Here is a 26,646-nt window from a genome sequence, read left to right on the forward strand (position 1 = left end):
TGCGATCTTCTGTGGGAGCCGTGCTTGCCCGCGATAAGGCCAGCGCAGTAGGCAGATATACCGCGTTATCGTTTATCGCGAGCAAGCTCGGCTCCCACAGATCCGGTGATGATCGTGGGAGCCGAACTTTCTCGCGATTGGGGTCGCAGTGATTTATTGCCAGGCCATTAACCAGCCACCAACACTCGAATCGCTTCAAGGCGCAATGCCGCTTTATCGAGCATGGCCAGCCCTTGCTCACGCTGTTCGCGCAACGCAACCAGTTCGCTGTCGCGTACGGTTGGGTTGACGGCCTGCAAGGCGGTCAGACGCGCCAGTTCTTCTTCGGTGTCAGCCGCCAGACGACGTTGCGCTTCGGCGACGCGCTCGGCATGCTTCGGGGCGATCTTCGCTTCACCGGCATTGATCTGCGGGTTGAGGGTGTCACGCTGAGCCTGGATGAACTTGTTGGCGCTGGCCCGTGGCACGCTTTCCAACTGGTCGTTCAGGGTCGTGAAGGAAACCCGGCCCGACAGGTCATTGCCGTTGCTGTCGAGCAGGCAGCGCAGCGCAGCAGGCGGCAGGTAGCGACCCAGTTGCAGCGAGCGGGGTGCAACCACTTCACTCACGTACAGCAGTTCCAGCAAGACAGTGCCTGGCTTGAGTGCTTTGTTCTTGATCAGCGCCACCGCAGTGTTGCCCATCGAGCCGGACAGCACCAGATCCATGCCGCCTTGTACCATCGGGTGTTCCCAGGTGATGAACTGCATGTCTTCACGAGACAGCGCCTGGTTGCGGTCGTAGGTGATGGTCACGCCTTCGTCGTCGCCCAGCGGGAAGCTGGCGTCGAGCATCTTCTCGCTGGGGCGCAGGATCAGAGCGTTTTCCGAATGGTCTTCACTGTCGATACCGAACGCATTGAACAGCGTTTCCATGTAGATCGGCAGGGTGAACTGGTCGTCTTGCTCGAGGATCGCTTCTACCAGTGCTTCACCTTCGCCAGCGCCGCCGGAGTTGAGCTCCAGCAGGCGATCGCGGCCGGTGTGCAGTTCACTTTCGAGACGCTCGCGCTCGGTACGCGCTTCGTCGATCAGCACTTGCCACTCGTCATCGTCACCGCTTTCCAGCAACGGCAGCAGGCGCGGGCCGAACTGGTGTTGCAGGGCGTTGCCGGTCGGGCAGGTATTGAGGAAGGCGTTCAGCGCTTCGTGGTACCACTGGAACAGCCGCGCTTGCGGGCTGGTTTCCAGGAACGGTACGTGCAGTTCGATGGTGTGTTTCTGGCCAATTCGGTCCAGACGACCAATACGCTGTTCCAGCAGGTCCGGGTGGGACGGCAGATCGAACAGCACCAGGTGGTGAGCGAACTGGAAGTTGCGGCCTTCACTGCCGATTTCCGAACAGATCAGTACTTGAGCGCCAAACTCTTCGTCAGCGAAATACGCAGCGGCGCGGTCGCGTTCGAGGATGTTCATGCCTTCATGGAAAACAGTGGCCGGAATGCCGGAGCGCACGCGCAACGCGTCTTCCAGGTCCATTGCGGTTTCGGCATGGGCGCAGATCACCAGCACCTTGACGCGCTTGAGCATTTTCAGCGTGTCGATCAACCACTCGACACGCGGGTCGAACTTCCACCAGCGCTCTTCTTCGTTGGCGTCCGGCTGAGCCTGGAAGCTGACTTCCGGGTACAGATCGGCGTGCTCGCCAAGCGGCAGTTCCAGGTATTCGGCCGGGCAGGGCAGCGGATACTGGTGCAGCTTGCGCTCCGGGAAACCTTGCACGGCGGCACGGGTGTTACGGAACAGGACGCGACCGGTACCGTGGCGATCAAGCAATTCGCGAATCAGGCGTGCGCTTGCTTCTTCATCGCCGTCATTGACAGCCGTCAACAGGGCTTCGCCTTCAGCGCCAAGGAAGCCGTGAATGGTGTTGTGTGCTTCAGGTGACAAGCGACCCTTGTCGAGCAATTGCTGCACCGCTTCAGCGACGGGGCGATAGTTTTCGCTTTCGGCACGGAAGGCATGCAGGTCATGGAAACGGTTTGGATCGAGCAGGCGCAAACGTGCGAAGTGACTGTCCTGGCCGAGTTGTTCCGGGGTTGCGGTCAGTAGCAGTACGCCCGGGATGACTTCGGCTAGTTGCTCGACCAGCGAGTACTCAGGGCTGGCCTTGTCTTCGTGCCAGACCAGGTGGTGAGCTTCGTCGACGACCAGCAGGTCCCAGCCCGCGGCAAACAGTGCGTCCTGAGCCTTTTCGTCTTCAACCAGCCACTCCAGCGCAACCAGCGCCAGTTGGGTGTCTTCGAAAGGGTTGCTGGCATCGCTTTCAATGAAGCGCTCAGCGTCGAACAGCGCAACCTGCAGGTTGAAGCGGCGGCGCATTTCCACCAGCCACTGGTGCTGAAGGTTTTCCGGAACCAGAATCAGGATGCGGTTGGCGCGGCCCGAAAGCAGTTGGCGGTGGATAACCAGGCCGGCCTCGATGGTTTTACCCAGACCCACTTCGTCAGCCAGCAGAACCCGTGGTGCGATACGGTCGGCGACTTCACGGGCAATGTGCAACTGGTGCGCGATAGGCTGCGCACGAACACCGCCCAGGCCCCAGAGGGACGACTGCAATTGGCGGCTGGTATGTTCCAGCGTGTGATAGCGCAGGGAGAACCAGGCGAGCGGGTCGATTTGCCCGGCGAACAGGCGGTCGGTGGCCAGACGGAACTGAATGAAGTTCGACAACTGGGTTTCCGGCAGCGTGACGGCTTCGTTCTGCGCGTTGAGACCGTGATAGACCAGCAGGCCATCAACGTCATCGACTTCGCGAACGGTCATCTTCCAGTTTTCGAAATGGGTGATCACATCGCCCGGCGAGAAGCGCACACGGGTCAGAGGTGCATTTCGCAGTGCGTACTGACGCGTGTCGCCAGTGGCCGGATAGAGCACGGTCAACAAGCGGCCGTCCTGTGCCAGAACGGTGCCTAAACCCAGCTCGGCTTCGCTGTCGCTAATCCAGCGTTGCCCCGGTTGATACTGCTGCGCCATGCTGCCTGTCTCCCGCCTTGAAAAAGCCGACTATGTTAACGGAACACGCTGCCCAGGCCAAAGGAACAGTGACAAAACACCTGTATTTAAACGCGTCCGCGAAAATTTAAGCCTGTTAAAGGCACTAGTTGCCAAAAACATAGTCGAAAGTTTCTCATTTACGGGGTCAAGTCGATAGAAACTTGGCCGACATCCACTCAAAAGGAGAACTGATAATGTTGCAACCGATGCTTCCCTTGAGTGTGGTGCCTGTGACTTCGCAACTGGATCCGGCCCGCAATGTCCCCGATATTCCCCCCGTCGCACCGGTGCAGCCAAGTTCCAGCGAAACCAACATCGACCTGCGTAACGAGGAAGAAGAGCGCAATGCCTGGCTGCTTCGTGAAGAGCAGGCGCGTCATGAGGAGCAACAACGTCGCCGTGAAGAAGGGGCCGATGAGCCTGAGCACCTCGCCATTCCAGGCGTTGCCCTGAACGCTGACAACACCGTACCTGTCGTGCCGTTGATCGACGATGAGCCGCGCCAGGGGCTTTGGGTCGACGTGCAGGTCTAAAGCGCGCTTTTCCGCGCACGGCTCATTTCGCGCAATGCCAGGAGTAACGTCTCTATCTCAACGTCAGTGTTTAGATAGCTGACAGAAATTCGCGCAATGTTATCCAGCCCTCTGGCCTGCATGTCCAGCGGTGTGTAAGCCACGCCATTGGCGCCGATATTTATCCCCTGCGCGGCTAGCTGCTGTTTAATCTCTACGGCGTCCCAGCCTTCCAGCGTGAATGAAACCAGGCCCGACTGATCAGGTGCTGCGCCACAATCTTGTAGCTTGAGTCCTACGACTTCTGTCATCCGCTGCCGCAATGACGACGCCTGTTGCTGAATGCGTTGTCGGACATGCGCTACACCCAATACTTCGGCTTCACTCAGTGCGTTATTCAAACCAGCGATGAGCGCCATCGACATTTCGCTGGTTTCAAAGCGTCGGGCATCGTCGCGCGGGGTAAAGTTTTCACCGTGTCTGGGTGCAGACAGGACGTCCACGAAAGGTGGCTGGAGTCTTTCGACAAAACCCTCGCGGATGTACAGCAACGCCGTGCCCCGCGGGCCGCGCAGAAACTTGCGGCAGGCGCCCTTGAGGACATCGCAACCCAGCGCCTGGACGTCAACGCTGATCTGTCCCAAGGCCTGGCCTGCATCGATGAAATAAGGAATGTTGTGCCGCTTTGCCGCTGCACCGATGGCCGCAGCCGGATTGATCAGTCCTCCGTTGGCGGGGAGCCAGGTCAGTGAGATCAACCGCACACGCTCATCGATCATGGCCTCCAGCGCAGGCACCGACACCGCGCCGTTCTCATCGCACGGGATCACTTCCAGGCTGGCCCCTGCGGCCAAGGCCTGGGCCATGCACGCCAGGTTGCCGCCCCATTCGTGACGCCCGACCAGAATCCGGTCGCCGCGCCTCCATGCTCCCAGTGCGCTGAAGGCCATACCCCATGCAGCAGAGCCGCTGCTCAGAAATGCAATGGAGGAGGGCGTGCAGTTGATCAACCGGGCAGCGGTGTTGCGAGCATTTTCCAGCAGGACCTCGCCCTGTGCAGCGGCTTCCATCGGGCCTTGGATGGCTTCCCGGTTCACCTGCTCGATCATTGCCGTTATGGTCGCCTGGCTGGGCAGTGACGCGCCGGAATGATTGAAGTGGATTACCCGCTGGCAACCTGGTGTTGCGGCACGCAGTGCCTCGATATGTGCCTCGGTCAAGGGCTGAGTCATGGTCTTAGCTCAAAGATCGCATCCGCTTCAACGGCTGCACCTGCGGGCAGGCTGGAAACGCCGACCGACGTGCGAACGTGTCGACCGGCTTCGCCGAGCACGTTGACCAGCAGTTTCGACGCGCCGTTGCCCACTGCACCCTGACGGGTGAAATCGCTGGGGCAGGCGACAAATACGCCCAGCCTTACGACCCGCACCAGTTTTGACAGGTCGTCGCCAATCACCGACTCCAATTGGGCCAGCAAACCCAACGCTGCCAGTGCTGCTGCGGCGATGCCCTGCTCTTCGCTCAGGCTGTCACCCACCCGGCCGACGAATGCGGGCTGACCGTGAAGCATGGGGATTTGCCCCGACACATACAGCAGGTTCTGGCTGATCACTGTGCTGACATAGTTGCCAGCAGGGCCGTCCACAGGCGGAAGTTGCAGGTCCAGTTTTTTGAGTTGTTCACGCAGGCTGTTGGTCATTGGGTGCTCTCCATAAAGTGAGGGCACAATGAAAGCCGGCGTTCGCTTCGACAAACTGAAAGATTTCACCGCACGTATCGATATCGCTCAATCATCCTCACGGCTTGCGGCGACCAGCCAGTCGACGAAGCGTTGGGCCACGTTGCTCAGAGGCGCGTCGCCGGTCACCAGCCAGTAGCCGATTTCCCCTTCGTAAACGGCATCGGGTAGCAGGTGGACCAGCGAGCCTTCCTGCAAGCGTCGCTTGATCAAGCGATCACGGCCCATGGCGATGCCCTGACCGGCGACCGCTGCTTCCACCACAATGTTGTAGTCGTGGAGCATCAGGCTCGACAGCTGGCTGATATCGACGCGCAGTTGTTTCGCCCAGTCCAGCCATTCGAACGGAATGGTCGCTTGCGCAGTGAGCAGCGGGCCGGGTGCCAGACCAGGCTGTTTGAGTTCGTGCTGTGCTGCGAGCCAGCGAGTCTTGTACTGCGCACTGCAGACCGGGAACAGGCGTTCGTCCATCAAGCGTACGCCGTTGACATTGGGCCAGCCTCCCTTGCCATAACGGATCGCGAGTTCAACCTCGCCACCGGCCACATCTGCCAGTTCATAGGCAGGCACCAGTTCGACGCGAATGTCGGGGTTGGCCGAAATAAACCCCGACAGGCGCGGTGCCAGCCACATCGTTGCAAAAGAGGCGAGCAGGCCGATGCGTAAAACGCTGGGTGCCGGTGCGGTGTGACGAATGCTGCGAGTCGCTGCTGCGATGCTTTCCAGCGCCTGACGAACCTGTAGCTGATAAGCACGACCGGTTTCAGTCAGCTCGATGGCGCGGGTGCGGCGGATAAACAGGCGGCACTCGAGGAACTCTTCCAGTTTGTGAACCTGATGACTCAAGGCGCTTTGCGTGACCGATAACTCCCGGGCCGCCTTGACGAAGCTCAGATGCCGAGCAACCGCCTCGAAGGCGCGCAGTGTCAGCATCGGGGGGAGGTCGCCATGCAGGGAGGTTTGGGGCGAGGCGGATGCTGTCGTGGTGGGTTGCACGGGGTTCAGATCCTTTGGAAGAAACAGCAAGGTTGTAGATTGTGCCGCCAAAATCCTGCTTGAGCGACTGTCGTAACCCGCACGGTGGCCTGACGCAGTGGATCGCTACTGGTCAGGCTCGTCGCGATTGAGCATTATTGGCCCAACTACCCTGTGTTCGAGAATTGCTGGCCATGAGCGGAGACGAAAACCTGATTGACCTGGGCGCCGAGCGCGCCAAGCGGGTACATGACCTCAATGACAAGCGCCTCAACGAAGTGCGCAATGCCTTCGAGCAGGCAATGCCTCTTGAGTCCGGTAAAAAGAAGCCGAAGAAAAAGCCCAAGAAGCGTTAGACGCTGAGTGCAGGTGAGTTTTCTGCACAGTGTTCGGACGGGCCCTGCAGGAGCATGCTTGCCCGCGATTGCGTCAGGACAGCCCATGTATTCATCGACCAACTGACCGGATCGCAGCCTTCGGCAGCGCCTACAGTGATGCGGTTGTCCACCCCAATACCTTTGACCCAAATCAGTTATCTGCGCGCTCAGTCAATGAGCGGGCAGTGCTATTGATTTGGGTCAATTTCCGTCTGCCTGACTCTGGTTAATCTAGCCCCATTGAACAAGGACAACACAACGAGCAGGAGGCACGGTTATGTTTCTCGACAATGTGGTGGTGGCCGGTGTCGTAACCGTTGGCCTGATGCTGGTGTTCTTCGCAGGCTTCGGACTATTCATCTGGAAGGACTCGCAAAAACGCAAATAGGGCAGAGGCCTTCCAATAAAAAGAGCACGCAAGGCATTTTGGGCGACTTCGGTCGCCCATTTTTTTGGGCGCTTGAAAAGCGATCCTGTGGGAGATTCTATGTTGGCCTGCAATCCCGCAGGACCGGCCGGGCGGCGCTCCGCTTTAGCCGGTCCTACGCAAGAGTGCAATCTCATGTGGGAGGCTTGCCCGCGATAAGAACACCGCGATTTCCCGTCAGACCGCGTCGCGTTTATCGTCCGGATGCGGCCCAGACCAAGCACCGCTCCCACAGGAAAACGCGATCCCCTGTAGGAGTGAGCTTGCTCGCGATGGCTTCACTCGAATTCATTCGCGAGGGGGGGGCTGTACATCCGCAGCCTGTGTACCGCTTGAAATCCCGCCTTCCCGAATGAATTCGGTCCCACAGGATGGTGAAGAACTTGTGGGAGCCGAGCTTGCTCGCGATGAACGATTACGCGGTGTGACTTATGGCTGCGCCCCATGCATCGCGGGCTAGCCCGGCTCCCACAGGTTACCAACCTGTCCGGGCTCGATATCTCAGCCGATGCTGATGGCTGGCAGCGTCGTCAATGTCACGGTTTGCTGTTTGCGTGGCGCAAGGATTTCCGCTTCGCCGTCCACCACCAGCTCATCGCGCTGGTTGAATACGCGTGTTGCGATGCGTACGCGGAATTTCGGCAGCTTTTCCAGAATTTCCAGGCGTACGGTCAGCGTGTCACCCAATTTGACCGGCTTCTGAAAGCTCATCTGCTGACCGAGATAAATAGTGCCTGGCCCAGGCAGTTCGCAGGCAACGGCAGCGCTGATCAGTGCGCCGCTGAACATGCCGTGGGCGATACGCTCTTTGAACATCGTCGATGCAGCGTACTCGGCGTCCAGGTGAACCGGATTGTGGTCGCCCGACATGGCAGCGAACAGCTGGATGTCACGTTCTTCAACGGTCTTGCTGAAACTGGCGGTCTGGCCGACTTCGAGGGCTTCGTACGGCGTGTTGGTAACCTGGGTCATGAGTGATCCTGAAAATTGAATATTGATGTCAAACGCAGCGATGACGGTCCGGCGCTTTTACTCCGCCCGACGCGGTCGTGGCTGTTGCAGTGCCTGTTCCAGCCAGCCAATTACATCACGGGTGACTTCATCGCGGTTGGTTTCGTTGAACACTTCATGCCGCGCTTGCGGGTAGATCTTCAGTTGTAACATTTGATGACCTGCCGCGACCAATGCGTCGGCAAGATCTTTCAGACGCTTGCCCTCGCTTACCGGATCACATTCGCCGCCAATGACCAGCAACGGCAAGCCCGGATCGATCTGCGCCAGGTTCGACGGTTTGCTGATTTGCTGCAGGCCGCCGAGCATGTCCAGCCATAACTGATTGGTGCAACGGAAGCCGCATAGCGGATCTAGCACGTACTTGTCGACCTCGTCAGGGTCGCGGCTGAGCCAGTCAAAACACGTGCGTGTTGGTTTGAATGCGTTATTGAACGAGCCAAACGTCAGCCACTCGATCAATGCGCTACGACCGGTTTTACCTTGGCGAAAGCGCTCCAGGCGGGCAACCTGGCGCGCACCGCGATACAGCGTGACCGGCTGAAAGTTGGAGCCGCTGAGAATCGCCCCCTGCAAGCCTGCACCGTGGTGCTGCAAATACCCCTGGGCGATGTAGCTCCCCATGCTATGGCCCACCAGAAAAACCGGCACGCCGGGATGCCGTTGGCTGATGGCTTGAGCGACGCTGGCCAGGTCACCCACCACTTTGGGCCATCCTTGTTCATCGGCGTAATGTCCGAGCATGCCTTGATCAGCCGTTTTGCCATGGCCGCGCTGGTCGTGGGCGTACAGCGCAAACCCCGCTTCGCCCAGTGCCATGCCAAGCCGGGCGTATCGGCCACTGTGCTCAGCCATGCCGTGGGACAGCATGACCACCGCTTCAGGCTCGACATCGGGCAACCATACATTGACGTAAAGACGGCTTTGGTCACTGGCGTCGAGCCAGAACGGCTGATGTTTCATGACAACTCCCGAAGCTGAATGGCCAGCGTTAAACGTCCTGTTAGTGAAGTGTAGAGTGAATGACGAATCGCAAACCGGCCAGCTCTGTAATTCATGGTAATGATGTCGCAGGTCTCTATATTTGCCTTCCACGTTTTAGCTGCTAACGTCCGGCAAGCTCCCGCACCATCACCGCGGGCCAGACCGTCTCAGGTAAGAGGATAAAAACAAATGCAACCTGATTTCTGGAATGACAAGCGACCGGCAGGCGTAGTAACCGGGGTGGATGTTCACGCCTACAAGTCGGTTGTGGAAGTGTTCGAGCGCAGCTGTCACAAGTTTGCCGATCGTCCGGCGTTCAGCAACATGGGGGTGACGCTGACCTATGCCGAGCTGGACCGTTATTCGGCGTCCTTTGCGGCCTGGTTGCAGCAGCACACCGAACTCAAGCCCGGTGATCGTATTGCCGTGCAGATGCCTAACCTGTTGCAGTACCCGATTGCCGTGTTTGGTGCGTTGCGTGCAGGCCTGATCGTGGTCAACACCAACCCGCTGTACACCGCGCGCGAAATGCGTCACCAGTTCAAGGACTCCGGCGCTCGGGCGCTGGTGTATCTGAATATGTTCGGCAAGTTGGTGCAGGAGGTGTTGCCTGATACCGACATCCAGTACCTGATCGAAGTCAAAATGGGCGACCTGCAATCGACTGCCAAGGGCTGGCTGGTCAACACCATTGTCGACAAGGTCAAGAAGCTGGTTCCGGCTTACCACTTGCCACAGGCTACCGGCTTCAAGGCCGCGTTGAGTCTGGGCCGCGGCCATCAGTTGAACCCGGTGACATTGCAACTCAGCGATGTTGCGGTGCTGCAATACACGGGCGGCACAACCGGGCTGGCCAAGGGCGCGATGCTCAGCCACGGCAACCTGGTAGCCAATATGCAGCAGGTGCACGCCTGCATGTCACAGCACGGCAGCGACGGCAAACCAGTGTTTCAGGAAGGCAAGGAAATCATGATCGCGCCGCTGCCGCTGTATCACATCTATGCGTTCACAGCGAACTGCATGTGCATGATGGTCAGCGGCAATCACAACATTCTGATTACCAATCCCCGAGACATTGGCGGCTTCATCAAGGAGCTTGGCAAGTGGCGTTTCACCGCGATGATCGGCCTCAATACACTGTTCGTGGCGCTGATGAACCATCCGGATTTCAAGTCGCTGGACTTCTCCAGCCTCAAAAGCACCAACTCGGGCGGCACCGCGCTGGTCAAGGCCACAGCCGAACGCTGGAAAGAAATCACCGGTTGCCGGATCGTCGAAGGCTATGGCCTGACCGAAACCTCGCCCGTGGCCAGCGCCAATCCTTATGGTGAGCTTGCGCGTCTCGGGACGGTTGGCATCCCCGTGCCGAGCACGTTGATGAAGGTCATTGATGATGACGGCAATGAATTGCCGTTGGGTGAACGCGGCGAGCTGTGCGTCAAAGGTCCTCAGGTGATGCTCGGTTACTGGCAACGCCCCGAGGCGACGGCCGAAGCGCTGGACGCTGAAGGGTGGTTCAAGACCGGCGATATCGCAGTGATTGAAGCTGATGGCTTTGTCAGCATCGTGGATCGCAAGAAGGACCTGATCATCGTCTCCGGTTTCAACGTGTATCCCAACGAGATCGAAGACGTCGTCATGGGACATCCCGGCGTTGCCAATTGCGCAGTGATCGGTGTGCCGGATGAGCGTTCGGGAGAGGCTGTGAAGCTGTTTGTCGTGCCCCGCGAAGGTGGCGTCAGCATTGAAGAGCTAAAACTGTTCTGCAAAGAAAACTTCACCGGCTACAAAGTACCCAAACAGATCGTGCTGCGCGACTCGTTGCCAATGACGCCGGTGGGCAAGATTCTCAGGAGGGAGTTACGGGATATCGCCTGATTTTCTGTAAGTACATTTTTATGTGGGAGCAGAGCTTGCTCGCGATAAGGCAGGATGCGATCCATAGCAAACCGCATCCAGTCTTATCGCGAGCAAGCTCTGCTCCCACGGAATTGTATTTCAGCGCAGGATTTCTTTTGGGTGCTCTAGATCAGTCATTTCAGCCAGATCTGCGACAAATAGTATTAAAGCTCTAAACGTGACTGCTATTAATTCTTGAGTCATTTTTGTGACTGTAGGGGCCTTCTTTGCCTCTAGGCGGCCTATTGCAAAGCTGCTACTCTCGGCCCGCTTTTGACCTGTCACTAAGCAACGAAGCGTTAACCGCAAAATTCCAAAACACAAGAAAATCATCGCATTCAAGCGATGTGAAGAATTCGCTGTCGCTGAGGAGCCCGGCTTCCATGATTGAAAACTTCTGGAAGGACAAGTATCCGTCTGGCATTCCTGCCGAGATCAATCCTGACGAATACACAAACGTCCAGGCCGTATTGAAACAGTCTTGCGAGCGTTTCGCCAGCAAGCCAGCGTTCAGCAATCTGGGCCAGACCCTCACCTATGGTGAGATGTATGAGCAGTCCGGCGCCTTTGCCGCCTGGATCCAGCACCATACCGACCTGCAACCCGGCGACCGTATTGCCGTGCAGTTGCCCAACGTCCTGCAATACCCCATTGCCGTATTCGGTGCCATGCGCGCCGGGTTGATCGTGGTCAACACCAACCCGCTGTACACCGCGCGGGAAATGGAACACCAGTTCAAGGATTCCGGCGCCAAGGCGCTGGTATGCCTGGCGAACATGGCCCACCTGGCTGAAAAGGTGGTGCCTAAAACCGGCGTCAAGCATGTGATCGTCACTGAAGTGGCGGACATGCTGCCACCGCTCAAGCGACTGCTGATCAACAGCGTCATCAAATACGTGAAGAAGATGGTCCCGGCTTATCACCTGCCCGCCGCGATCAAGTTCAATGACGTGCTGAGCAAAGGTCGTGGCCAGTCGTTCACCGAAGCTTCGCCTGCCAGCAATGACGTTGCGGTGCTGCAATACACCGGCGGCACCACGGGCGTTGCCAAAGGCGCAATGCTCACCCACCGCAACCTGATCGCCAACATGCTGCAATGCAAGGCGTTGATGGGCTCGAACATGAACGAAGGCAGCGAAGTGGTCATCACGCCGCTGCCGCTCTATCACATCTACGCGTTCACCTTTCACTGCATGTCGATGATGCTGATCGGCAACCACAACATTTTGATCAGCAACCCGCGTGATTTGCCGGCGATGGTCAAAGAGCTTTCGAAGTGGAAGTTCAGCGGTTTTGTGGGCCTCAATACCTTGTTTGTGGCGCTGTGCAACAGCCCGGAATTCCGCAACCTTGATTTCTCGGCGCTGAAAGTCACGTTGTCCGGTGGCATGGCTCTGCAACTGGCCGCCGCTGAGCGCTGGAAAGAGGTGACCGGCTGCGCGATCTGCGAAGGTTATGGCATGACTGAAACCAGTCCTGTGGCCAGCTGCAACCCTAATCAGAAGATTCAGGTCGGCACCATCGGTATTCCGGCGCCTTCGACGCTGTGCAAAGTCATCGACGATGCAGGCAACGAGTTGCCGTTCGGGGAAATCGGCGAATTGTGTATCAAGGGCCCGCAGGTGATGAAGGGCTATTGGGAGCGCCAGGAAGCGACCGATGAAATGATCGATGCGGATGGCTGGCTCAAGACCGGCGACATCGCACTGATCCAGCCTGACGGCTACATGCGCATCGTCGATCGCAAGAAAGACATGATCCTCATCTCCGGCTTCAACGTGTACCCCAACGAGCTCGAAGACGTGCTGGCGACCTTGCCGGGCGTGCTGCAATGCGCGGCTATTGGAGTCCCGGACGATAAATCCGGCGAAGCGATCAAGGTCTTCGTGGTGGTCAAACCGGGCATGACCCTGACCAAGGACCAGGTCATGGAACACATGCGCGCCAACCTGACCGGCTACAAGGTCCCGCGCAGCGTCGAATTCCGCGACGCGTTGCCTACGACCAACGTCGGCAAGATCCTGCGTCGCGAGTTGCGGGATGAGGAATTGAAGAAGTTGGGGTTGAAGAAGTAAAAGCTCGCCTGCTGCCAAGCCCCGCCCCAACAGACAACACCGAACCTGTGGGAGCCGGGCTTGCCCGCGATACGAACACCGCTGATATCAGGTCAATCGCGTACAGTCTTATCGCGGGCAAGCCCGGCTCCCACAGGGATCTGACGCGATCCAAAAACACCGCACCTGCATCATCCCCGCCAAATCTGCGACAATCCCCGCCTTTGCACCCATCAAAAGACCCTGCGCACCTGATGACCGATCAAACGCCCTCGATTGACCAACTCCTGAAGAACCTCGACCACGCGATGATCAGCGATCGTCATCGCTTGCGGCGCCAGTTGCATGAGCTGCGCAAGAAGCCCGATGAGACGAAGCTGGCGCAGTGGGTGGCGAAGGTGCAGGCGTCGTGCGCTCAGGTCACGGCGCGGCGTGAGAGCGTGCCGCTGATTCGTTACGACGATAGCCTGCCGATTGCTGCCAAGCGCGACGAGATCAAGGAGGCGCTGCTCAAGCATCAGGTGCTGATCATCGCCGGTGAGACCGGATCGGGTAAAACCACTCAGTTGCCGAAAATCTGCCTGGAAATCGGTCGCGGTCAGCATGGCTTGATTGGCCACACTCAGCCGCGTCGAATCGCGGCACGCAGCGTCGGCAGTCGTGTAGCGGAAGAGCTGGGGACACCACTGGGCGCGCTGGTCGGTTATCAGGTGCGCTTCGAAGACCAGAGCGACAATAGCACCCTGATCAAGCTGATGACTGACGGTATCCTGCTGGCCGAAACCCAGCACGACCGCTTTCTTGAGCGTTACGACACGATCATCGTCGACGAAGCGCATGAACGCAGCCTCAACATCGACTTCCTGCTCGGCTACCTGAAAACCCTGCTGCCACGTCGCCCGGACCTGAAGGTGATCATCACCTCGGCAACCATCGACTTGCAGCGCTTTTCCGAGCACTTCAACGACGCGCCTATTGTTGAAGTGTCCGGGCGTACGTTCCCGGTGGAAACCTGGTATCGCCCGTTGACCTCGCAGCAGGACGAAGAAGGCAACAGCGTCGAAGATGACTTGACCGTTGATCAAGCGATTCTTGCAACCCTTGATGAACTGGCCGCTTTCGAACGCAGCGAGCGCAAAAGCCCTGGTGATGTGCTGGTGTTTCTGCCCGGCGAACGTGAAATCCGTGATGCGGCAGAAATGCTGCGCAAGGCACAGCTCAAACACACGGAAATTCTGCCGCTGTATGCGCGCCTGTCGCCTGCCGAGCAGCAGCGGATTTTCCAGTCACATCCTGGGCGGCGTGTGGTACTGGCGACCAACGTCGCGGAAACCTCGCTGACCGTACCGGGCATTCGCTACGTGATCGACACCGGTACCGCGCGCATCAGCCGTTACAGTTACCGCGCCAAGGTTCAGCGGTTGCCGATTGAAGCCGTCTCGCAAGCCAGTGCCAACCAGCGTAAAGGCCGATGTGGCCGGGTCGAGCCGGGGCTGTGTGTGCGGCTGTACAGCGAAGAAGATTTCAATGGACGACCGGAGTTTACTGATCCGGAAATCCTGCGCACCAACCTCGCCGCAGTGATCCTGCAGATGTTGCACCTGCGGCTGGGGGAGATTACTGATTTCCCGTTCATCGAGCCGCCAGACGGCAAAGCCATCAGCGATGGTTTCAATCTGTTGCAGGAGCTGTCGGCGGTCAACCGCGAGAACCAGTTGACCCCGTTGGGCCGTCAGTTGGCGCGCTTGCCGGTGGACCCGCGCATGGGTCGCATGCTGCTCGAAGCGGCGAAGCAGGGCAGTTTGCAGGAAGTGCTGATCGTCGCCAGCGCCATGTCTGTGCAGGACGTGCGCGAGCGTCCACCGGAGCGCCAGCAAGCGGCGGATCAGGCTCACGCACAATGGAAGGACGCTGATTCGGACTTCGCCGGGCTGGTCAATCTGTGGCGCGGTTTTGAAGAGCAGCGCCAGGCCCTTACGGCCAGCCCGCTGCGTAACTGGTGCCGTCGTAACTTCCTCAATTACCTGCGTTTGCGTGAGTGGCGCGACTCCCATCGGCAGTTGGGTTTGATCTGCCGCGACTTGCAGCTCACGGTCAACAAAGAGCCAGCCGACTACCCCAAATTCCATAAAGCCATTCTCTCCGGGCTGCTCAGTCAGATCGGCCAGAAAGCCGACGAAGGTGATTACCTCGGCGCACGGCAACGACGCTTCTGGATTCACCCGTCTTCGGGGCTGGGCAAGAAGCGTCCGCAATGGCTGATGACCGCTGAATTGGTGGAAACCACCAAGCTTTACGCACGCATGGTCGCCAAAATCGATTCGGACTGGATCGAACCGCTGGCCGGACACCTGATCAAGAAGAACCACTTCGAACCGCATTGGGAGAAGAAACGCGGCCAGGTCGTGGCGTTTGAGCAGATCACCTTGTTTGGTCTGATCGTGGTCGGTCGTCGACCGGTGCACTACGGGCCGATTGATCCGGTGGTGTCCCGCGAGCTGTTCATTCGTGAAGGGCTGGTGCGTGGCGAGATCAACTCACGGGCCAAGTGCCTGAGCGCCAACACCAAACTGCTGGAAACCCTCGACGAACTGGAAGCCAAGGCCCGCCGCCGGGATATTCTTGCGGATGAAGACACGCTTTACAGCTTCTACGAAGCAAGAATCCCGGCCGAGATTCATCAGGCTGCGACCTTCGACCATTGGTACAAAACCGAGAGTCAGAAGAACCCGCAGTTGCTGATCATGCGCGAAGAAGACGTACTCGCGCGTGAGGCCAACGAAGTCACGGCCGCGTATTACCCCGATACCCTCAAGCTCGGCGATTTGACCCTGCCGCTGACTTATCACTTCGAACCCAATCATCCGCGTGATGGGGTGACCTTGCGAGTGCCTGCGCCGTTGTTGCTGTCGCTGCCAGCCGAGCGACTGGAATGGCTGGTACCGGGCCTGCTGGAAACCAAGTGCATTGCACTGGTGCGCAATCTGCCCAAGGCGATTCGCAAGAACTTCGTGCCGGTGCCGGATTTCATCAAGGCGGCGTTGCAGCGCATTACCTTTGGCGAAGGCTCGTTGCCTCAGGCGTTGGGCCGTGAGCTGCTGCGCATGACCGGCGCACGCGTCAGTGACGAAGCCTGGGCTGAAGCGGCACAGCAACTTGAAAGCCACCTGAAGATGAATCTTGAAATCGTCGACGGCAACGGCAAGTTTCTGGGCGAAGGTCGCGAACTGGACGAGCTGACGGCGCGGTTTGCCGAAGCCAGCCAAGCGGCGTTGGCTGTACCGCAATCGGCAAAAGGTCAGCAGCCCGTGGAGGCGAAAGTCTTCGCGCCGGTGGCGGAAAAAACCCAGCAGAGCATTGCCGGTCTATCGATGACGGTCTACCCGGCGTTGGTGGAGGAAGCGGGGACGGTTAAGGAGGGACGTTTTTCGACGTCAGCCGAAGCCGAATATCAGCATCGCCGTGCCTTGCAGCGTTTGCTGTTGCAGCAATTGGCTGAACCGGCCAAATTCCTGCGCAGCAAGTTGCCGGGGCAAACCGAGCTGGCGTTGCTGCATCGCGAGTTGGGGCGCATCGACGCGCTGGTTGAAGACATCCTGCTGGCCAGCCTCGACAGCTGCGTGCTGGAGGGCGAATCCAGTTTGCCACGCGATGGTGCCGGGTTGCTGGCGTTGGCCGAGCGCAAGCGTGGCGCCTGGACCGAGCACGCCGAACGTCTGGCAAAGCTGACCCTGGATATCCTCAAGCTCTGGCATGGCCTGCAAAAACGCTTCAAGGGCAAGATCAACCTGGCTGAGGCCGTGGCACTCAACGACATCAAGTCGCAGTTGGGCCATCTGGTCTACCCGGGCTTCGTCCGCGAAACACCCGCGCAGTGGCTCAAGGAGTTGCCGCGTTACCTGAAAGCCATCGAAATGCGCCTCGAAAAACTCCCGAGCCAGGTTCAGAAGGACCGGGTCTGGAGCATCGAACTCGCCGGGCTTTGGGCGCAATATCAGGCCCGAGCCGGTAAGCACGCTCAGGAAGGCAAGCGCGACCCGGAGCTGACGGCTTATCGCTGGTGGCTTGAGGAGTACCGCGTGTCGCTGTTCGCTCAGCAACTGGGCACCAAAATGCCGGTTTCCGACAAGCGCCTGAGCAAGCAGTGGGGGCAGGTGGAGGGGTAGGCCGTTCAAACGGATATCTGTAGGAGCTCACGAGCACCGCGAGGCAGCGATGACGGTGTGTCAGGCAATCGCAATCGCTGCCTCGCGGTGCTCGTGAGCTCCTACAGGTCCTTTGTTCAAACTCCCACATATACAGGCCGATATGGCACACTTCGCCCCTTGAACCCCGAGGTGTTGCCCGGCTTCTATCGCGCCAAGGGCGTTCCACAAGTTTGCATTGGTACGTTGGTCCCAATTTAGTGGGGTGACGGCGCCTATGCCCGCGCAGGTCGCTACCTGCATTGATCAATAAGAGAGGAACGACCGTGCACAACGTCGTCATTAGCGGCACAGGCCTTTACACCCCGGCCAACAGCATTTCCAACGAAGAGCTGGTGCAGTCTTTCAACACTTACGTTGCTCAATTCAACAGTGAAAACGCTGCCGCTATCGAACGTGGTGACGTGCAGGCGCTGACCGAATCCAACGCCGCCTTCATCGAAAAAGCCTCGGGTATCAAAAGCCGCTTTGTCATGGACAAGGACGGCATTCTCGACCCGCAACGCATGAAGCCGCGTTTGCCGGAGCGTTCCAACGACGAGTGGTCGATCCTCTGCGAAATGGGTGTTGCGGCGGCCAAACAGGCTTTGCTGCGTGCAGGCAAAACGGCTGCCGATGTGGATGGCGTCATCGTCGCTTGCTCCAACCTGCAACGCGCCTACCCGGCGATTTCCATTGAGATTCAGGCTGCGCTGGGCGTTCAGGGTTTTGGCTATGACATGAACGTCGCCTGTTCATCCGCAACGTTCGGTATTCAGGCGGCAAGCAACAGCGTGCAGTTGGGTCAGGCCCGCGCAGTGTTGGTGGTCAGCCCGGAAATCTGCACGGCGCACCTGAATTTTCGTGACCGCGACAGCCACTTCATCTTCGGTGACGCCGCCACGGCAGTGCTGGTTGAGCGTGCCGACCTGGCCACTTCGGCCTATCAGTTCGATATTCTCGGCACCAAATTGCTGACCAGCTTTTCCAACAACATCCGCAACAATTTCGGCTTTCTCAATCGCACTGCAGAAGAGGGCGAGGGGCAGCCAGACAAATTGTTCGTGCAGGAAGGCCGCAAGGTGTTTCGCGAAGTCTGCCCAATGGTTGCCGAGCTGGTCGGCGCGCACCTTGAGCAGAACAGCCTGAACGTCAGCGATGTACAGCGCTTCTGGTTGCATCAGGCGAACCTGAGCATGAACCACTTGATCGTCAAGAAACTGCTGGGCCGCGACGCGTCGGTAGAAGAAGCGCCGGTGATTCTCGACACTTACGCTAACACCAGTTCGGCGGGCTCGGTCATCGCCTTCCACACCTATCAGGATGATTTGCCGAGCGGCGCGTTGGGCGTGCTCAGCTCGTTTGGCGCCGGCTATTCGATTGGTAGCGTGATTCTGCGCAAGCGTTGAGTCGTTGCCGTAGGAGCGCACGAGCACCGCGAGGCCGCGATAGCGATCTAACAGACAGGACGCCATCGCGGCCTCGCGGTGCTCGTGCGCTCCTACAGGGGCGGGACTTCGCATGTTGGTAAGGGTCGCAGACAAAAAAAGCCCGGCGTGACCCTGGCGAACGGATGATGGGGATCGCCAGGGCAACGTCGGGCTGTAAGGTTTTTGCAGCTTCAAGCGACGGGAGCGGTGCCGCTTGAAGCTTGAAGCGTGTAGCAGGGTGCTTTAGAACTTCGCTTCTGCGTCCAGTTGCAGGGTTTTCACGTCGCGATCAGTCGGGCCACGAACCAGACGGGTGCTGGCGGTGTTATCCGCGTCGGCCAGGAAGTAAGTGGCGCCGACCGAGAAGTTCTTGTCGATTTCGTAACTGACCTTCAGCTTGTGGCCGCGTGAGCCGGTGGTGCCGTTGGCGAAGTCCGAGTCGGTGAACGCGCCGACCACAGCGTTACGCTGAACGTCGCGGTAGTTGTAGTCGATACCAAAACCAAACACCTTGGTCTTCACGCCGGTCAGCCAGCCAGTGTCTTCGCCATCAGCGCTTTTTTCGTTGACGACGTATTGACCGTACAGGCCCAGAGGCAAGCCCAGACCGCTGATATCAACCTGACCGAAACCTTCGTACAGCTGGAATTCAGTGGTGGTATTGCCGTTGATCGACAGAGCGGTCTGTGCAGCCGCATTGCTGTCGTTGTCGTAACCGTAGACGCTGCCGCCCAAGGTGACTTTCAGGTTGTCGGTCGGTGCGAATCGGGCACCCAACTGACCGGCGTAAAGGCGCAGGTCATGACGGAATTGCGTGCCTTCCTGGTCGATGTTGTCTTTAAGGGTGTAGTGGCCGGCGCTGCCGAACAGCTCGGTCTTGCCGCCTAGCGGGAGGCTGTAGGTTGCTGCCAGACCCTCAGGATTGATGTCGCCGTCCCAAATTACGTCACCCATGCTGACCCACGGCTGGTTCATCTTGCCGCCGATGATGTGCAGGTTTTTGATGGCGGTAGGGGAATAATCAACGTAACCCAAGTCCAGCCACAGCTCTTTCTTGACGAAATAGCCGTCCAGATCCTGGTTAGTGGAGTTAGCTTTATTGTCGCCGCCGGTGGCGATACGGATACCGGTGCTCACCTGTGGATTGATTTCGGTGAAGGCCCCCAGACGAGCGCGGATACGCTGGCGGTCTTTGTCTTGTGCGTTGCTCTGGCCTTCTGTGTTGACGGTCTCCTGACGGAAACGCACATCACCCTTGAACTGAGTCTTGGTAGCCCAGGCGACTTTCTTCTCGAACTCTGCCTGAGAGGCGGATTTGGTGTTTTGCACATCTGCGAGTGCTTGCTTCTGTGCTGCCTGGTCTTTGGCCAGTTCGGTCTGCAGCTCAGCATACTGATCTGCGTTGATAGAGCCGTTAGCCTTGAGCATGTCCAGCAATTTGGCGTCGACTGCGGCATTGGCAGGAACCGCCATGGCCAATACCAGGCCACCACACAGGGCCGCAGCAGTACGTGTAGAAACAAGACGCATGTTGATCTCCATAACGTGAGTAAGGACGACATCGGGTCATCCTGTAGAAGCCGCCCCGCAGAAGGGCGTTTGAGGGTTAGTACCCTAGGTTCTAAAAACAGGCGCCAGTATCGCGATGGGTTATGACAAAAAGGTGGCGCAATGATGGCGCGTCGATGACAATTAAAAGTCTGAAAGCCTTGATCTAGAGCCTTCGCTCCGGGAGTGGGTGAACATTGGATACCGATGAGGGATACTGCCGCGTCGTCCGACTTAGCTGGGGAAGTCCGCATGCCCATCCAGAACGCCACCCTCGAAAACGTCGTACCTGCTCAATGGGATGCCTTGGTTCCGGGTGGTCAGCCATTCGTTCGTCACGCTTTTCTCAGCGCGCTGGAAGACAGCGGCAGCCTCGGGCCGCGTTCGGGATGGCAAGCTGAACATCTGCTCAACTACCAGAACGGCGAGTTGGTCGCGGCGATGCCGACTTACCGTAAGTGGCACTCCTATGGCGAGTACGTGTTCGATCACAGCTGGGCCGACGCTTGCCGTCGTGCAGGCATCGCGTATTACCCCAAACTGCTGATGGCGGTGCCGTTCAGCCCGGTGAGTGGTGCGAGGATTTTGTCAGCGTCGCCGGAGGCCGGCATTGAACTGCTCAATGCCGTGCCGGGCTATCTCCAGGATCAGCAGTTGTCCAGCGCACACGTCAATTTCACCGACTCCCTGGCCGATGCATTTCTGGATGAACAACCGGGCTGGCTGCAGCGTTATGGCTGTCAGTTTCATTGGCAGAATCGTGGCTATCGGGACTTCCAGGATTTTCTCGATGCACTGAGTTCACGCAAGCGCAAACAGATGCGTAAAGAGCGTGAGCAGGTGGCAGGGCAGGGCATCGAGTTCGACTGGCTGGAAGGTCATCAGCTCAGCGAGCTGTTGTGGGATTTCGTCTACGCCTGCTACTCCAACACCTACGAGGTGCGCGGGCAGTCGCCGTATCTGACTCGGGAATTCTTCAGCTTGCTGGCCGAACGGATGCCTGAGGCCATTCGCGTGGTGCTGGCGCGTCAAGGCTCAAGGCCGGTTGCGATGGCTTTCAGTCTGCTGGGTGGGGACAGTTTTTACGGTCGTTATTGGGGATGCCTGGCGGAATTCGACCGTCTGCATTTCGAGACCTGTTTCTATCAGGGCATGGATTACGCCATTGCCCATGGCCTGAAGCGCTTCGATGCAGGCGCGCAAGGTGAGCACAAATTGATTCGCGGCTTCGAGCCGGTCATCACTCGTTCATGGCACTACCTGACCCATGCGGGGCTCAAGGAAGCGGTGAGTGATTTTCTCGATCAGGAAAGGGTTGGCATCCTGGCGTATGCCGAAGATGCCAAAGGTGCGTTGCCGTATAGGCAGGTTTGATGAGGCAAACCAGCTCCACGGCTCGGCGCTCATCAAACAAAATGCAACCTGGTGGACTGAAATGCATTTTCTGTAGGAGCTGCCGAAGGCTGCGAAGCATTCATCCTGACACACCGTGATCGCAGCCTTCGGCAGCTTCCTACAGGTCTATGTTTCGCCGCGAGACAGCACGGTGCCATGGCACCGGGGCAGCTCCCACAGAGACCGATGCTCAATCAATACCCACAAACCCACCGGTCTGATGCTGCCACAGCCGTGCATACAGACCGCCATGGGCCAGCAGCTCAGCATGGGTGCCGCTTTCGGCAATGCGGCCATTTTCCAGTACTACCAGGCGGTCCATGCGCGCAATGGTCGACAGTCGGTGAGCGATGGCGATCACGGTTTTGCCTCGCATCAGGGTTTCCAGGCTTTCCTGAATCGCCGCTTCGACTTCCGAATCCAGCGCCGAGGTGGCTTCGTCCATGATCAGAATCGGCGCGTCCTTGAGCAGGACCCGTGCGATAGCGATACGCTGGCGTTGGCCACCTGACAGCTTCACGCCGCGTTCACCTACCTGTGCGTCGAAACCCGTTCGCCCCTCTGAGTCGGACAACTGCGGGATAAACTCATCGGCGCGGGCCTTGCGTACTGCTTCCCACAATTGCTCGTCCGTGGCTTCGGGTTTGCCATAGAGCAGGTTGTCGCGTATCGACCGGTGCAGCAGCGACGTGTCTTGAGTGATCATGCCGATCTGCTCGCGCAGGCTTTCCTGCGAGACGTGTGAAATGTCCTGATCGTCAATCAGGATCCGCCCGTCTTGCACGTCATACATGCGCAACAGCAGGTTGACCAAGGTCGACTTGCCCGCACCCGACGGGCCGATCAGGCCAATCTTTTCGCCCGGTTTGATGTCCAGGTTCAGGCCGTGAATGATGCCGTTGCCGTTACCGTAGTGGAAATCCACACCGTCGAATTTAACGCCGCCTTTGTCGACGTTCAGGCGTGGTGCTGGCTTGCGGTCTGTGACGCTGACCGGCTGCGAAATACTGGCCAGACCGTCCTGGACCATGCCGATATTTTCGAAAATGCCATTCACCACCCACATGATCCAGCCGGACATGTTGACGATACGAATCACCAGACCGGTGGCCAGCGCAATGGCGCCAACCGAGATCATCGACTGGGTCCAGAGCCACAGGGCAAGACCTGTGGTACTGACGATCAGCACGCCGTTCATGCTGGTGATCACGGTATCCATGGCGGTCACGACGCGACCCGCCAACTGGCTTTTCTCGGTTTGCTCGCTGATTGCTTCACGGGCGTACTGCTGTTCGAAATTGGTGTGAGCGAACAGCTTCAACGTCGTGATGTTGGTGTAACCGTCGACGATACGGCCCATGAGTTTGGAGCGGGCGTCGGAAGACACCACCGAGCGCTCTTTCACCCGCGGCACGAAATAGCAAAGTGCGGCGATATAGGCCGCGATCCATGCCAGCAGCGGGATCATCAGGCGCCAGTCAGCTTCGGCGAACAGCACCAGCGCACTGATGGCGTAGATCAGTACGTGCCAGAGCGCATCCACGGCCTGAACGGCAGAATCGCGCAGCGAGTTGCCGGTCTGCATGATGCGTTGGGCGATGCGCCCGGCGAAGTCGTTCTGGAAGAAGCGCACGCTTTGCTTGAGCACGTAGCTGTGGTTCTGCCAGCGAATCATGCTGGTCATGCCGGGGCTGATGGTCTGGTGCACCAGCAGGTCGTGCAAACCCACAAAAATGGGACGCAGAAGTAGCGCAACCACGGCCATCCAGATGAATTCGCCGGCGTGGATGCTGAAGAAGTTTTTATCGGGGGTGCCTTGGGCCAGGTCGATAATGCGGCTCAGGTAACTGAACAACGCGACTTCGATCAGGGCACCAATCAGGCCCACCACCAACAGTGCAGCGAAGCTGGGCCAGACCTGTCGCAGGTAGTAAATGTAGAAAGCCAGAACTTTGTTGGGCGGGGCGTCGGTAGGGGCGTCACGGAAGATATCGATCAGTTTTTCGAAACGACGATAGAACATTGGCAATGATGCCCACGGGTTAGGCAGGCTCTCCTTACTGAGCGGATATTCCCCTGATCTGACCGCATGAAACCAGGAATGCTTCGACTGATTTCATGCGGTATGTCTGAGGTTATTCGACGCGCTTGGCAGACTTGATATAGATCGGATCCAGCGGCACGTTCTGCATGCCTTGTTTGTTGCCTGACTGGGCGTTGACGATCTGGTCGACCACGTCCATGCCTTTGACCACTTTGCCGAACACCGCGTAGCCGAAGTCGCGCACACCGTTGTCGAGCATGGCGTTGTCATTGGTGTTGATGAAGAACTGGCTGGTGGCCGAATTGACCTGCGAGGTACGGGCCATGGCAACGGTGCCACGAACGTTGTGCAGACCGTTATTGGCTTCGTTCTTGATTGGATCCTTGGTTTGCTTCTGCATCATTTGTGCAGTGAAGCCGCCACCCTGCGCCATGAAGCCCGGGATCACACGGTGAAAAATAGTGTTGTTGTAGAAACCGCTGTCGACGTAGCCCAGGAAGTTGGCGGTGCTGATCGGCGCTTTCTGGTCTTCGAGCTGGATTTCAATCGCGCCGAAGCTGGTGTCGAGCACGACATGGGTCGGCTTGGCAGGTGTTGCAGCCATGAGGTTGGCGGCGAACAACACGGAGCAGGCGGCGATAGCGATTTTTTTCAGCATGGGTCATTAGATCCTGATGGGTGGTTTCGACTGCGATCAATAATGCGGACACATGAAGCGATGCAGGCGACAAGGTAATCACGTTTGGCTTTTTTTGCCCAGCCTGAAAGCGCTTTAGCCAAATGGCCAAGTCGCCTCAGGCCTGTACTGAATCGATGAATTCCAGCGCGATCCGATTGAATTGCTCCGGGTGCTCCAGCGGCGTTGCGTGGCGTGAATCGTTGATCACCACCAGCCTGGCGTTGGGTATCAATCCTGTATAAGCCTCTTTGAGTGCCACTGGCGTGTAATCCCGATCCGCTGTGATGATCAGTGTAGGGCAGGTGATGCGCGACAGTTTTTGCTCGACGCCCCAGCCAACAATGGCATCGAAACTGGCCAGGTAGGCGCGCTTGTCGTTCTGTGCAAAACGTTCGGCCATGCGTTGCCGTAACTGCGCCTGCTCAGGCTTGGGGAACAGGTTCTGGCTCACCGCGTTGCCCAGCGTCTGCATGCCCAGCAGCCGGGCGAGCACCCAGCGCTTGCTGTATTGCCAGGCGTCGTTGGCGCTGCGCACTTTCACCTGGGGGGCACTGTTGACGATGCACAGGCTTTTCAGCAGATGAGGATGGTCGACCGCTAACTGGAAGCCAATCATCCCGCCCATGGACAACCCGAGCACATGCACCTGACCCAGATTCAAGTGCTCGATCAGCGCTTCAACGTCGGCACTGAAACCCCGAATGCTGTAGCGCTCCCGGGGTTTGTCTGAACGGCCATGGCCGCGCATGTCCATGGCAATGACCCGATAGCGGGCGGCAAACGCCGGAATCTGATATTCCCAGTCCCGGCAGCTTGAACCCAGGCCATGCAGCAGCAACAGGGGCGTTCCCTCGCCATATTCTTCGTAATGCAGTGAGCAGCCATCATGTTCGAAATGGGCCATGCACAGGTCCTTGTCAGGCTTGTTGTGGTGCGGCGAAAGCGGCGGTCAGTGGCGCGGTGTCAAAGGTCTGGATCAACTCGATGAGGATCTGCGTCGCTGGCCCCAGTGGTTTGTCTTTGCTGGAGTAAAGGTAGAAGGTCGGGTTACGACTGCCACCTTTGTCCATGGGTAACGCCTTGAGCACACCTTCACGCAGTTCGCGTTCGATGATGTGCCGTGGCAGCCAGGCAAAGCCTAGACCACTGCTGACAAATGTCGCAGCGGTTGCAAGGCTGCCGACCGTCCAGCGTTGCTCGGCACCCAGCCAGCCTACGTCTCGGGGTTGCTGGCGACCGGAGTCGCGAATCACGACTTGCAGCTGGCTTTCCAGATCCTGGAAGTTCAGCTCGCGCTGCAGTTGATGCAGGGCATGTTCCGGGTGGGCGACGGCGACGAATTCCACGTTGCTCATTTCAGTGCCCAGATAGCCGGGAATACTGAAACCGCTGATGGCCAGATCGGCGACACCTTCCAGCAAAACCTCCTCGACGCCGGACAGCACTTCTTCGCGCAGTCGCACGCGACAGCCTCGGCTCTGGGGCATGAAAGCGGTCAAGGCACGCACCAGCCGTGCGCTAGGGTAAGCAGCATCCACCACCAGGCGCACTTCGGCTTCCCAGCCTTGCTCCATGTGATGAGCCAGGTCTTCAAGCTGGCTGGCTTGTTTGACCAGATGCCGTGAGCGACGCAGCAACACGCCACCGGCTTCGGTAAGTACGGCTTTGCGCCCGTCGATGCGTAACAGCGGTACGCCAAGCTGCTCTTGCATGCGCGCCACGGTATAGCTCACGGAGGATTGCGAACGGTGCAGCACTTCGGCTGCCTGGGCGAAGCCGCCGTGATCGACCACGGCCTGCAACGTTCGCCATTGATCGAGGGTAACGCGGGGGGCTTTCATGTGGTGCTCCTCTTTTGTAGCGCTTTATCCTAATCTGCAATCCCTTCTGGAGACTGCCGATGAACAGAATCTGTTGTGTGTTGCTGGCGCTGCTGCCGTTGACGGCCTGGGCTTACCCCATCGAAGTGGAGAAAAGCTACGAGGGCGTTCAAGTCGACTACACCGCTCACGATACGTTTTACGACACGGGCTCGATCACGGTGAACAACTACGGTGATGTCGACGCCAAGTGCAGCGTGGTGTTTCGCAACGGCCCCGAAGCGCCTCGCACCCGGCGCATTACCGTCGCCGCGAAGAAAAGCGCTGACGTGACTGCCAAATTCAACCGCAGCATCATCAAGCTGCGCATCAGTCTTACCTGCAAGGCCGAGTAATGCTGGTAGCCGTGTGCCGTTTTCTTACTTGAATCGCATTCTGTAGGAGCTGTGGGGGGGGCGCGGGCCGGGGGGGGCGGGGGGGGGGGGGGGTCCGGAGAAGCCAGCTCCGCCGGGGGCCCCGGGGCCAGAGCGCGCG

At 58.5% G+C, this 26,646-nt stretch carries 20 protein-coding genes; 9 read left to right on the forward strand and 11 right to left on the reverse strand.

What is annotated here, in order from left to right; translation table 11 throughout:
* Window positions 1-167: 167 nt before the first annotated feature.
* Window positions 168-3,014 (reverse strand): RNA polymerase-associated protein RapA, encoded by a 2,847-nt coding sequence (gene rapA / locus ACYASS_RS06695; RefSeq protein ID WP_463585548.1) that lies wholly within the window; start codon window positions 3,012-3,014, stop codon window positions 168-170.
* Window positions 3,015-3,229: 215 nt separating this feature from the next.
* On the opposite strand from rapA, the gene ACYASS_RS06700 reads away from it, so the two are divergent.
* Entirely contained in the window at window positions 3,230-3,568 is a 339-nt protein-coding gene (locus ACYASS_RS06700) for an aspartate-semialdehyde dehydrogenase (RefSeq protein ID WP_243245451.1), read from the forward strand.
* On the opposite strand, the gene ACYASS_RS06705 is transcribed toward ACYASS_RS06700, so the two are convergent.
* From ACYASS_RS06705 to ACYASS_RS06715, 3 genes are all read right to left on the reverse strand, one after another.
* Entirely contained in the window at window positions 3,565-4,779 is a 1,215-nt protein-coding gene (locus ACYASS_RS06705; RefSeq protein WP_463585549.1) for an aminotransferase class V-fold PLP-dependent enzyme, read from the reverse strand. The genes ACYASS_RS06700 and ACYASS_RS06705 overlap by 4 nt on opposite strands.
* Window positions 4,776-5,246, reverse strand: coding sequence for a RidA family protein (locus tag ACYASS_RS06710; protein ID WP_463585550.1), 471 nt, complete (start codon window positions 5,244-5,246; stop codon window positions 4,776-4,778). Before ACYASS_RS06710 ends, ACYASS_RS06705 begins: the two co-directional genes overlap by 4 nt.
* Window positions 5,247-5,333: 87 nt before the next feature.
* Complete coding sequence (locus tag ACYASS_RS06715) at window positions 5,334-6,218, reverse strand: LysR substrate-binding domain-containing protein (RefSeq protein WP_463585551.1); 885 nt, start codon at window positions 6,216-6,218, stop codon at window positions 5,334-5,336.
* A gap of 236 nt (window positions 6,219-6,454) precedes the next feature.
* On the opposite strand from ACYASS_RS06715, the gene ACYASS_RS06720 reads away from it, so the two are divergent.
* Together ACYASS_RS06720 and ccoM are read left to right on the forward strand one after the other, a co-directional pair.
* A complete protein-coding gene (locus ACYASS_RS06720) occupies window positions 6,455-6,616 on the forward strand; it encodes a hypothetical protein (RefSeq protein ID WP_122666139.1) in 162 nt (53 codons plus the stop codon).
* Between the two features lie 298 nt (window positions 6,617-6,914).
* Window positions 6,915-7,025: a cytochrome c oxidase subunit CcoM gene (gene ccoM, locus ACYASS_RS06725; protein WP_025261439.1), complete on the forward strand. Its 111-nt coding sequence runs from the start codon at window positions 6,915-6,917 to the stop codon at window positions 7,023-7,025.
* Between the two features lie 540 nt (window positions 7,026-7,565).
* Here ccoM and ACYASS_RS06730 read toward each other — a convergent pair.
* Together ACYASS_RS06730 and ACYASS_RS06735 are read right to left on the reverse strand one after the other, a co-directional pair.
* Complete coding sequence (locus ACYASS_RS06730; protein WP_122665988.1) at window positions 7,566-8,036, reverse strand: MaoC family dehydratase; 471 nt, start codon at window positions 8,034-8,036, stop codon at window positions 7,566-7,568.
* Window positions 8,037-8,093: 57 nt separating this feature from the next.
* The gene (locus tag ACYASS_RS06735) at window positions 8,094-9,038 is read right to left on the reverse strand and encodes a lysophospholipase (protein ID WP_463585552.1); all 945 of its coding nucleotides are present in this window, start codon (window positions 9,036-9,038) and stop codon (window positions 8,094-8,096) included.
* Between the two features lie 210 nt (window positions 9,039-9,248).
* Between ACYASS_RS06735 and fadD2 the strand changes: the two genes are divergently transcribed.
* The 4 genes from fadD2 (at window position 9,249) to ACYASS_RS06755 (ending at window position 18,605) form a co-directional block, all read left to right on the forward strand.
* Window positions 9,249-10,937, forward strand: a complete 1,689-nt coding sequence (fadD2, locus tag ACYASS_RS06740) for a long-chain-fatty-acid--CoA ligase FadD2 (RefSeq protein ID WP_463585553.1) — start codon at window positions 9,249-9,251, stop codon at window positions 10,935-10,937.
* 404 nt (window positions 10,938-11,341) lie between these two features.
* Window positions 11,342-13,033 carry a long-chain-fatty-acid--CoA ligase FadD1 gene (gene fadD1, locus ACYASS_RS06745; protein ID WP_122665985.1) on the forward strand — a complete coding sequence of 564 codons (1,692 nt, stop codon included), beginning with the start codon at window positions 11,342-11,344 and terminating at the stop codon, window positions 13,031-13,033.
* Between the two features lie 233 nt (window positions 13,034-13,266).
* Window positions 13,267-17,178: an ATP-dependent RNA helicase HrpA gene (hrpA, locus tag ACYASS_RS06750; protein WP_463585554.1), complete on the forward strand. Its 3,912-nt coding sequence runs from the start codon at window positions 13,267-13,269 to the stop codon at window positions 17,176-17,178.
* Window positions 17,179-17,483: 305 nt separating this feature from the next.
* On the forward strand, window positions 17,484-18,605 hold the full coding sequence (locus ACYASS_RS06755; RefSeq protein ID WP_463585555.1) for a beta-ketoacyl-ACP synthase III: 1,122 nt from the start codon (window positions 17,484-17,486) through the stop codon (window positions 18,603-18,605).
* A gap of 264 nt (window positions 18,606-18,869) precedes the next feature.
* On the opposite strand, the gene ACYASS_RS06760 is transcribed toward ACYASS_RS06755, so the two are convergent.
* On the reverse strand, window positions 18,870-20,156 hold the full coding sequence (locus tag ACYASS_RS06760; RefSeq protein ID WP_463585556.1) for a putative porin: 1,287 nt from the start codon (window positions 20,154-20,156) through the stop codon (window positions 18,870-18,872).
* 270 nt (window positions 20,157-20,426) lie between these two features.
* Here ACYASS_RS06760 and ACYASS_RS06765 point away from each other — a divergent pair, with 270 nt between their 5' ends.
* Window positions 20,427-21,548: a GNAT family N-acetyltransferase gene (locus tag ACYASS_RS06765; RefSeq protein ID WP_463585557.1), complete on the forward strand. Its 1,122-nt coding sequence runs from the start codon at window positions 20,427-20,429 to the stop codon at window positions 21,546-21,548.
* 211 nt (window positions 21,549-21,759) lie between these two features.
* Here the strand turns inward: ACYASS_RS06765 and ACYASS_RS06770 are convergent, their stop codons facing one another.
* The 4 genes from ACYASS_RS06770 to ACYASS_RS06785 all read right to left on the reverse strand — a co-directional run bounded on the left by ACYASS_RS06770 (window position 21,760) and on the right by ACYASS_RS06785 (window position 26,133).
* The gene (locus ACYASS_RS06770; protein WP_243245439.1) at window positions 21,760-23,592 is read right to left on the reverse strand and encodes an ABC transporter ATP-binding protein; all 1,833 of its coding nucleotides are present in this window, start codon (window positions 23,590-23,592) and stop codon (window positions 21,760-21,762) included.
* A 112-nt stretch (window positions 23,593-23,704) separates the two neighbouring features.
* Window positions 23,705-24,271 carry a peptidylprolyl isomerase gene (locus tag ACYASS_RS06775; RefSeq protein WP_122665980.1) on the reverse strand — a complete coding sequence of 189 codons (567 nt, stop codon included), beginning with the start codon at window positions 24,269-24,271 and terminating at the stop codon, window positions 23,705-23,707.
* Between the two features lie 136 nt (window positions 24,272-24,407).
* The gene (locus ACYASS_RS06780; RefSeq protein ID WP_463585558.1) at window positions 24,408-25,196 is read right to left on the reverse strand and encodes an alpha/beta fold hydrolase; all 789 of its coding nucleotides are present in this window, start codon (window positions 25,194-25,196) and stop codon (window positions 24,408-24,410) included.
* Window positions 25,197-25,209: 13 nt separating this feature from the next.
* Window positions 25,210-26,133 carry a LysR family transcriptional regulator gene (locus ACYASS_RS06785; protein WP_243245437.1) on the reverse strand — a complete coding sequence of 308 codons (924 nt, stop codon included), beginning with the start codon at window positions 26,131-26,133 and terminating at the stop codon, window positions 25,210-25,212.
* A 59-nt stretch (window positions 26,134-26,192) separates the two neighbouring features.
* On the opposite strand from ACYASS_RS06785, the gene ACYASS_RS06790 reads away from it, so the two are divergent.
* Window positions 26,193-26,507, forward strand: coding sequence for a 3-phosphoglycerate kinase (locus ACYASS_RS06790; RefSeq protein ID WP_087270668.1), 315 nt, complete (start codon window positions 26,193-26,195; stop codon window positions 26,505-26,507).
* The last annotated feature ends 139 nt before the right edge of the window (window positions 26,508-26,646 follow it).

The organism is Pseudomonas sp. HP_14 (assembly GCF_055283875.1).

Excerpts from the sequence above, each read along its gene's own strand:
- rapA (WP_463585548.1), bottom strand. The coding sequence starts at position 3,014 with ATGGCGCAGCAGTATCAACCGGGGCAACGCTGGATTAGCGACAGCGAA.
- ACYASS_RS06775 (WP_122665980.1), bottom strand. The coding sequence starts at position 24,271 with ATGCTGAAAAAAATCGCTATCGCCGCCTGCTCCGTGTTGTTCGCCGCC.
- ACYASS_RS06770 (WP_243245439.1), bottom strand. The coding sequence starts at position 23,592 with ATGTTCTATCGTCGTTTCGAAAAACTGATCGATATCTTCCGTGACGCC.
- ACYASS_RS06785 (WP_243245437.1), bottom strand. The coding sequence starts at position 26,133 with ATGAAAGCCCCCCGCGTTACCCTCGATCAATGGCGAACGTTGCAGGCC.
- ACYASS_RS06765 (WP_463585557.1), top strand. The coding sequence starts at position 20,427 with ATGCCCATCCAGAACGCCACCCTCGAAAACGTCGTACCTGCTCAATGG.
- ACYASS_RS06735 (WP_463585552.1), bottom strand. The coding sequence starts at position 9,038 with ATGAAACATCAGCCGTTCTGGCTCGACGCCAGTGACCAAAGCCGTCTT.
- fadD1 (WP_122665985.1), top strand. The coding sequence starts at position 11,342 with ATGATTGAAAACTTCTGGAAGGACAAGTATCCGTCTGGCATTCCTGCC.
- hrpA (WP_463585554.1), top strand. The coding sequence starts at position 13,267 with ATGACCGATCAAACGCCCTCGATTGACCAACTCCTGAAGAACCTCGAC.
- ACYASS_RS06715 (WP_463585551.1), bottom strand. The coding sequence starts at position 6,218 with ATGCTGACACTGCGCGCCTTCGAGGCGGTTGCTCGGCATCTGAGCTTC.
- ACYASS_RS06730 (WP_122665988.1), bottom strand. The coding sequence starts at position 8,036 with ATGACCCAGGTTACCAACACGCCGTACGAAGCCCTCGAAGTCGGCCAG.
- fadD2 (WP_463585553.1), top strand. The coding sequence starts at position 9,249 with ATGCAACCTGATTTCTGGAATGACAAGCGACCGGCAGGCGTAGTAACC.
- ACYASS_RS06780 (WP_463585558.1), bottom strand. The coding sequence starts at position 25,196 with ATGGCCCATTTCGAACATGATGGCTGCTCACTGCATTACGAAGAATAT.
- ACYASS_RS06720 (WP_122666139.1), top strand. The coding sequence starts at position 6,455 with ATGAGCGGAGACGAAAACCTGATTGACCTGGGCGCCGAGCGCGCCAAG.
- ACYASS_RS06700 (WP_243245451.1), top strand. The coding sequence starts at position 3,230 with ATGTTGCAACCGATGCTTCCCTTGAGTGTGGTGCCTGTGACTTCGCAA.
- ACYASS_RS06705 (WP_463585549.1), bottom strand. The coding sequence starts at position 4,779 with ATGACTCAGCCCTTGACCGAGGCACATATCGAGGCACTGCGTGCCGCA.
- ACYASS_RS06790 (WP_087270668.1), top strand. The coding sequence starts at position 26,193 with ATGAACAGAATCTGTTGTGTGTTGCTGGCGCTGCTGCCGTTGACGGCC.
- ACYASS_RS06760 (WP_463585556.1), bottom strand. The coding sequence starts at position 20,156 with ATGCGTCTTGTTTCTACACGTACTGCTGCGGCCCTGTGTGGTGGCCTG.
- ACYASS_RS06710 (WP_463585550.1), bottom strand. The coding sequence starts at position 5,246 with ATGACCAACAGCCTGCGTGAACAACTCAAAAAACTGGACCTGCAACTT.
- ccoM (WP_025261439.1), top strand. The coding sequence starts at position 6,915 with ATGTTTCTCGACAATGTGGTGGTGGCCGGTGTCGTAACCGTTGGCCTG.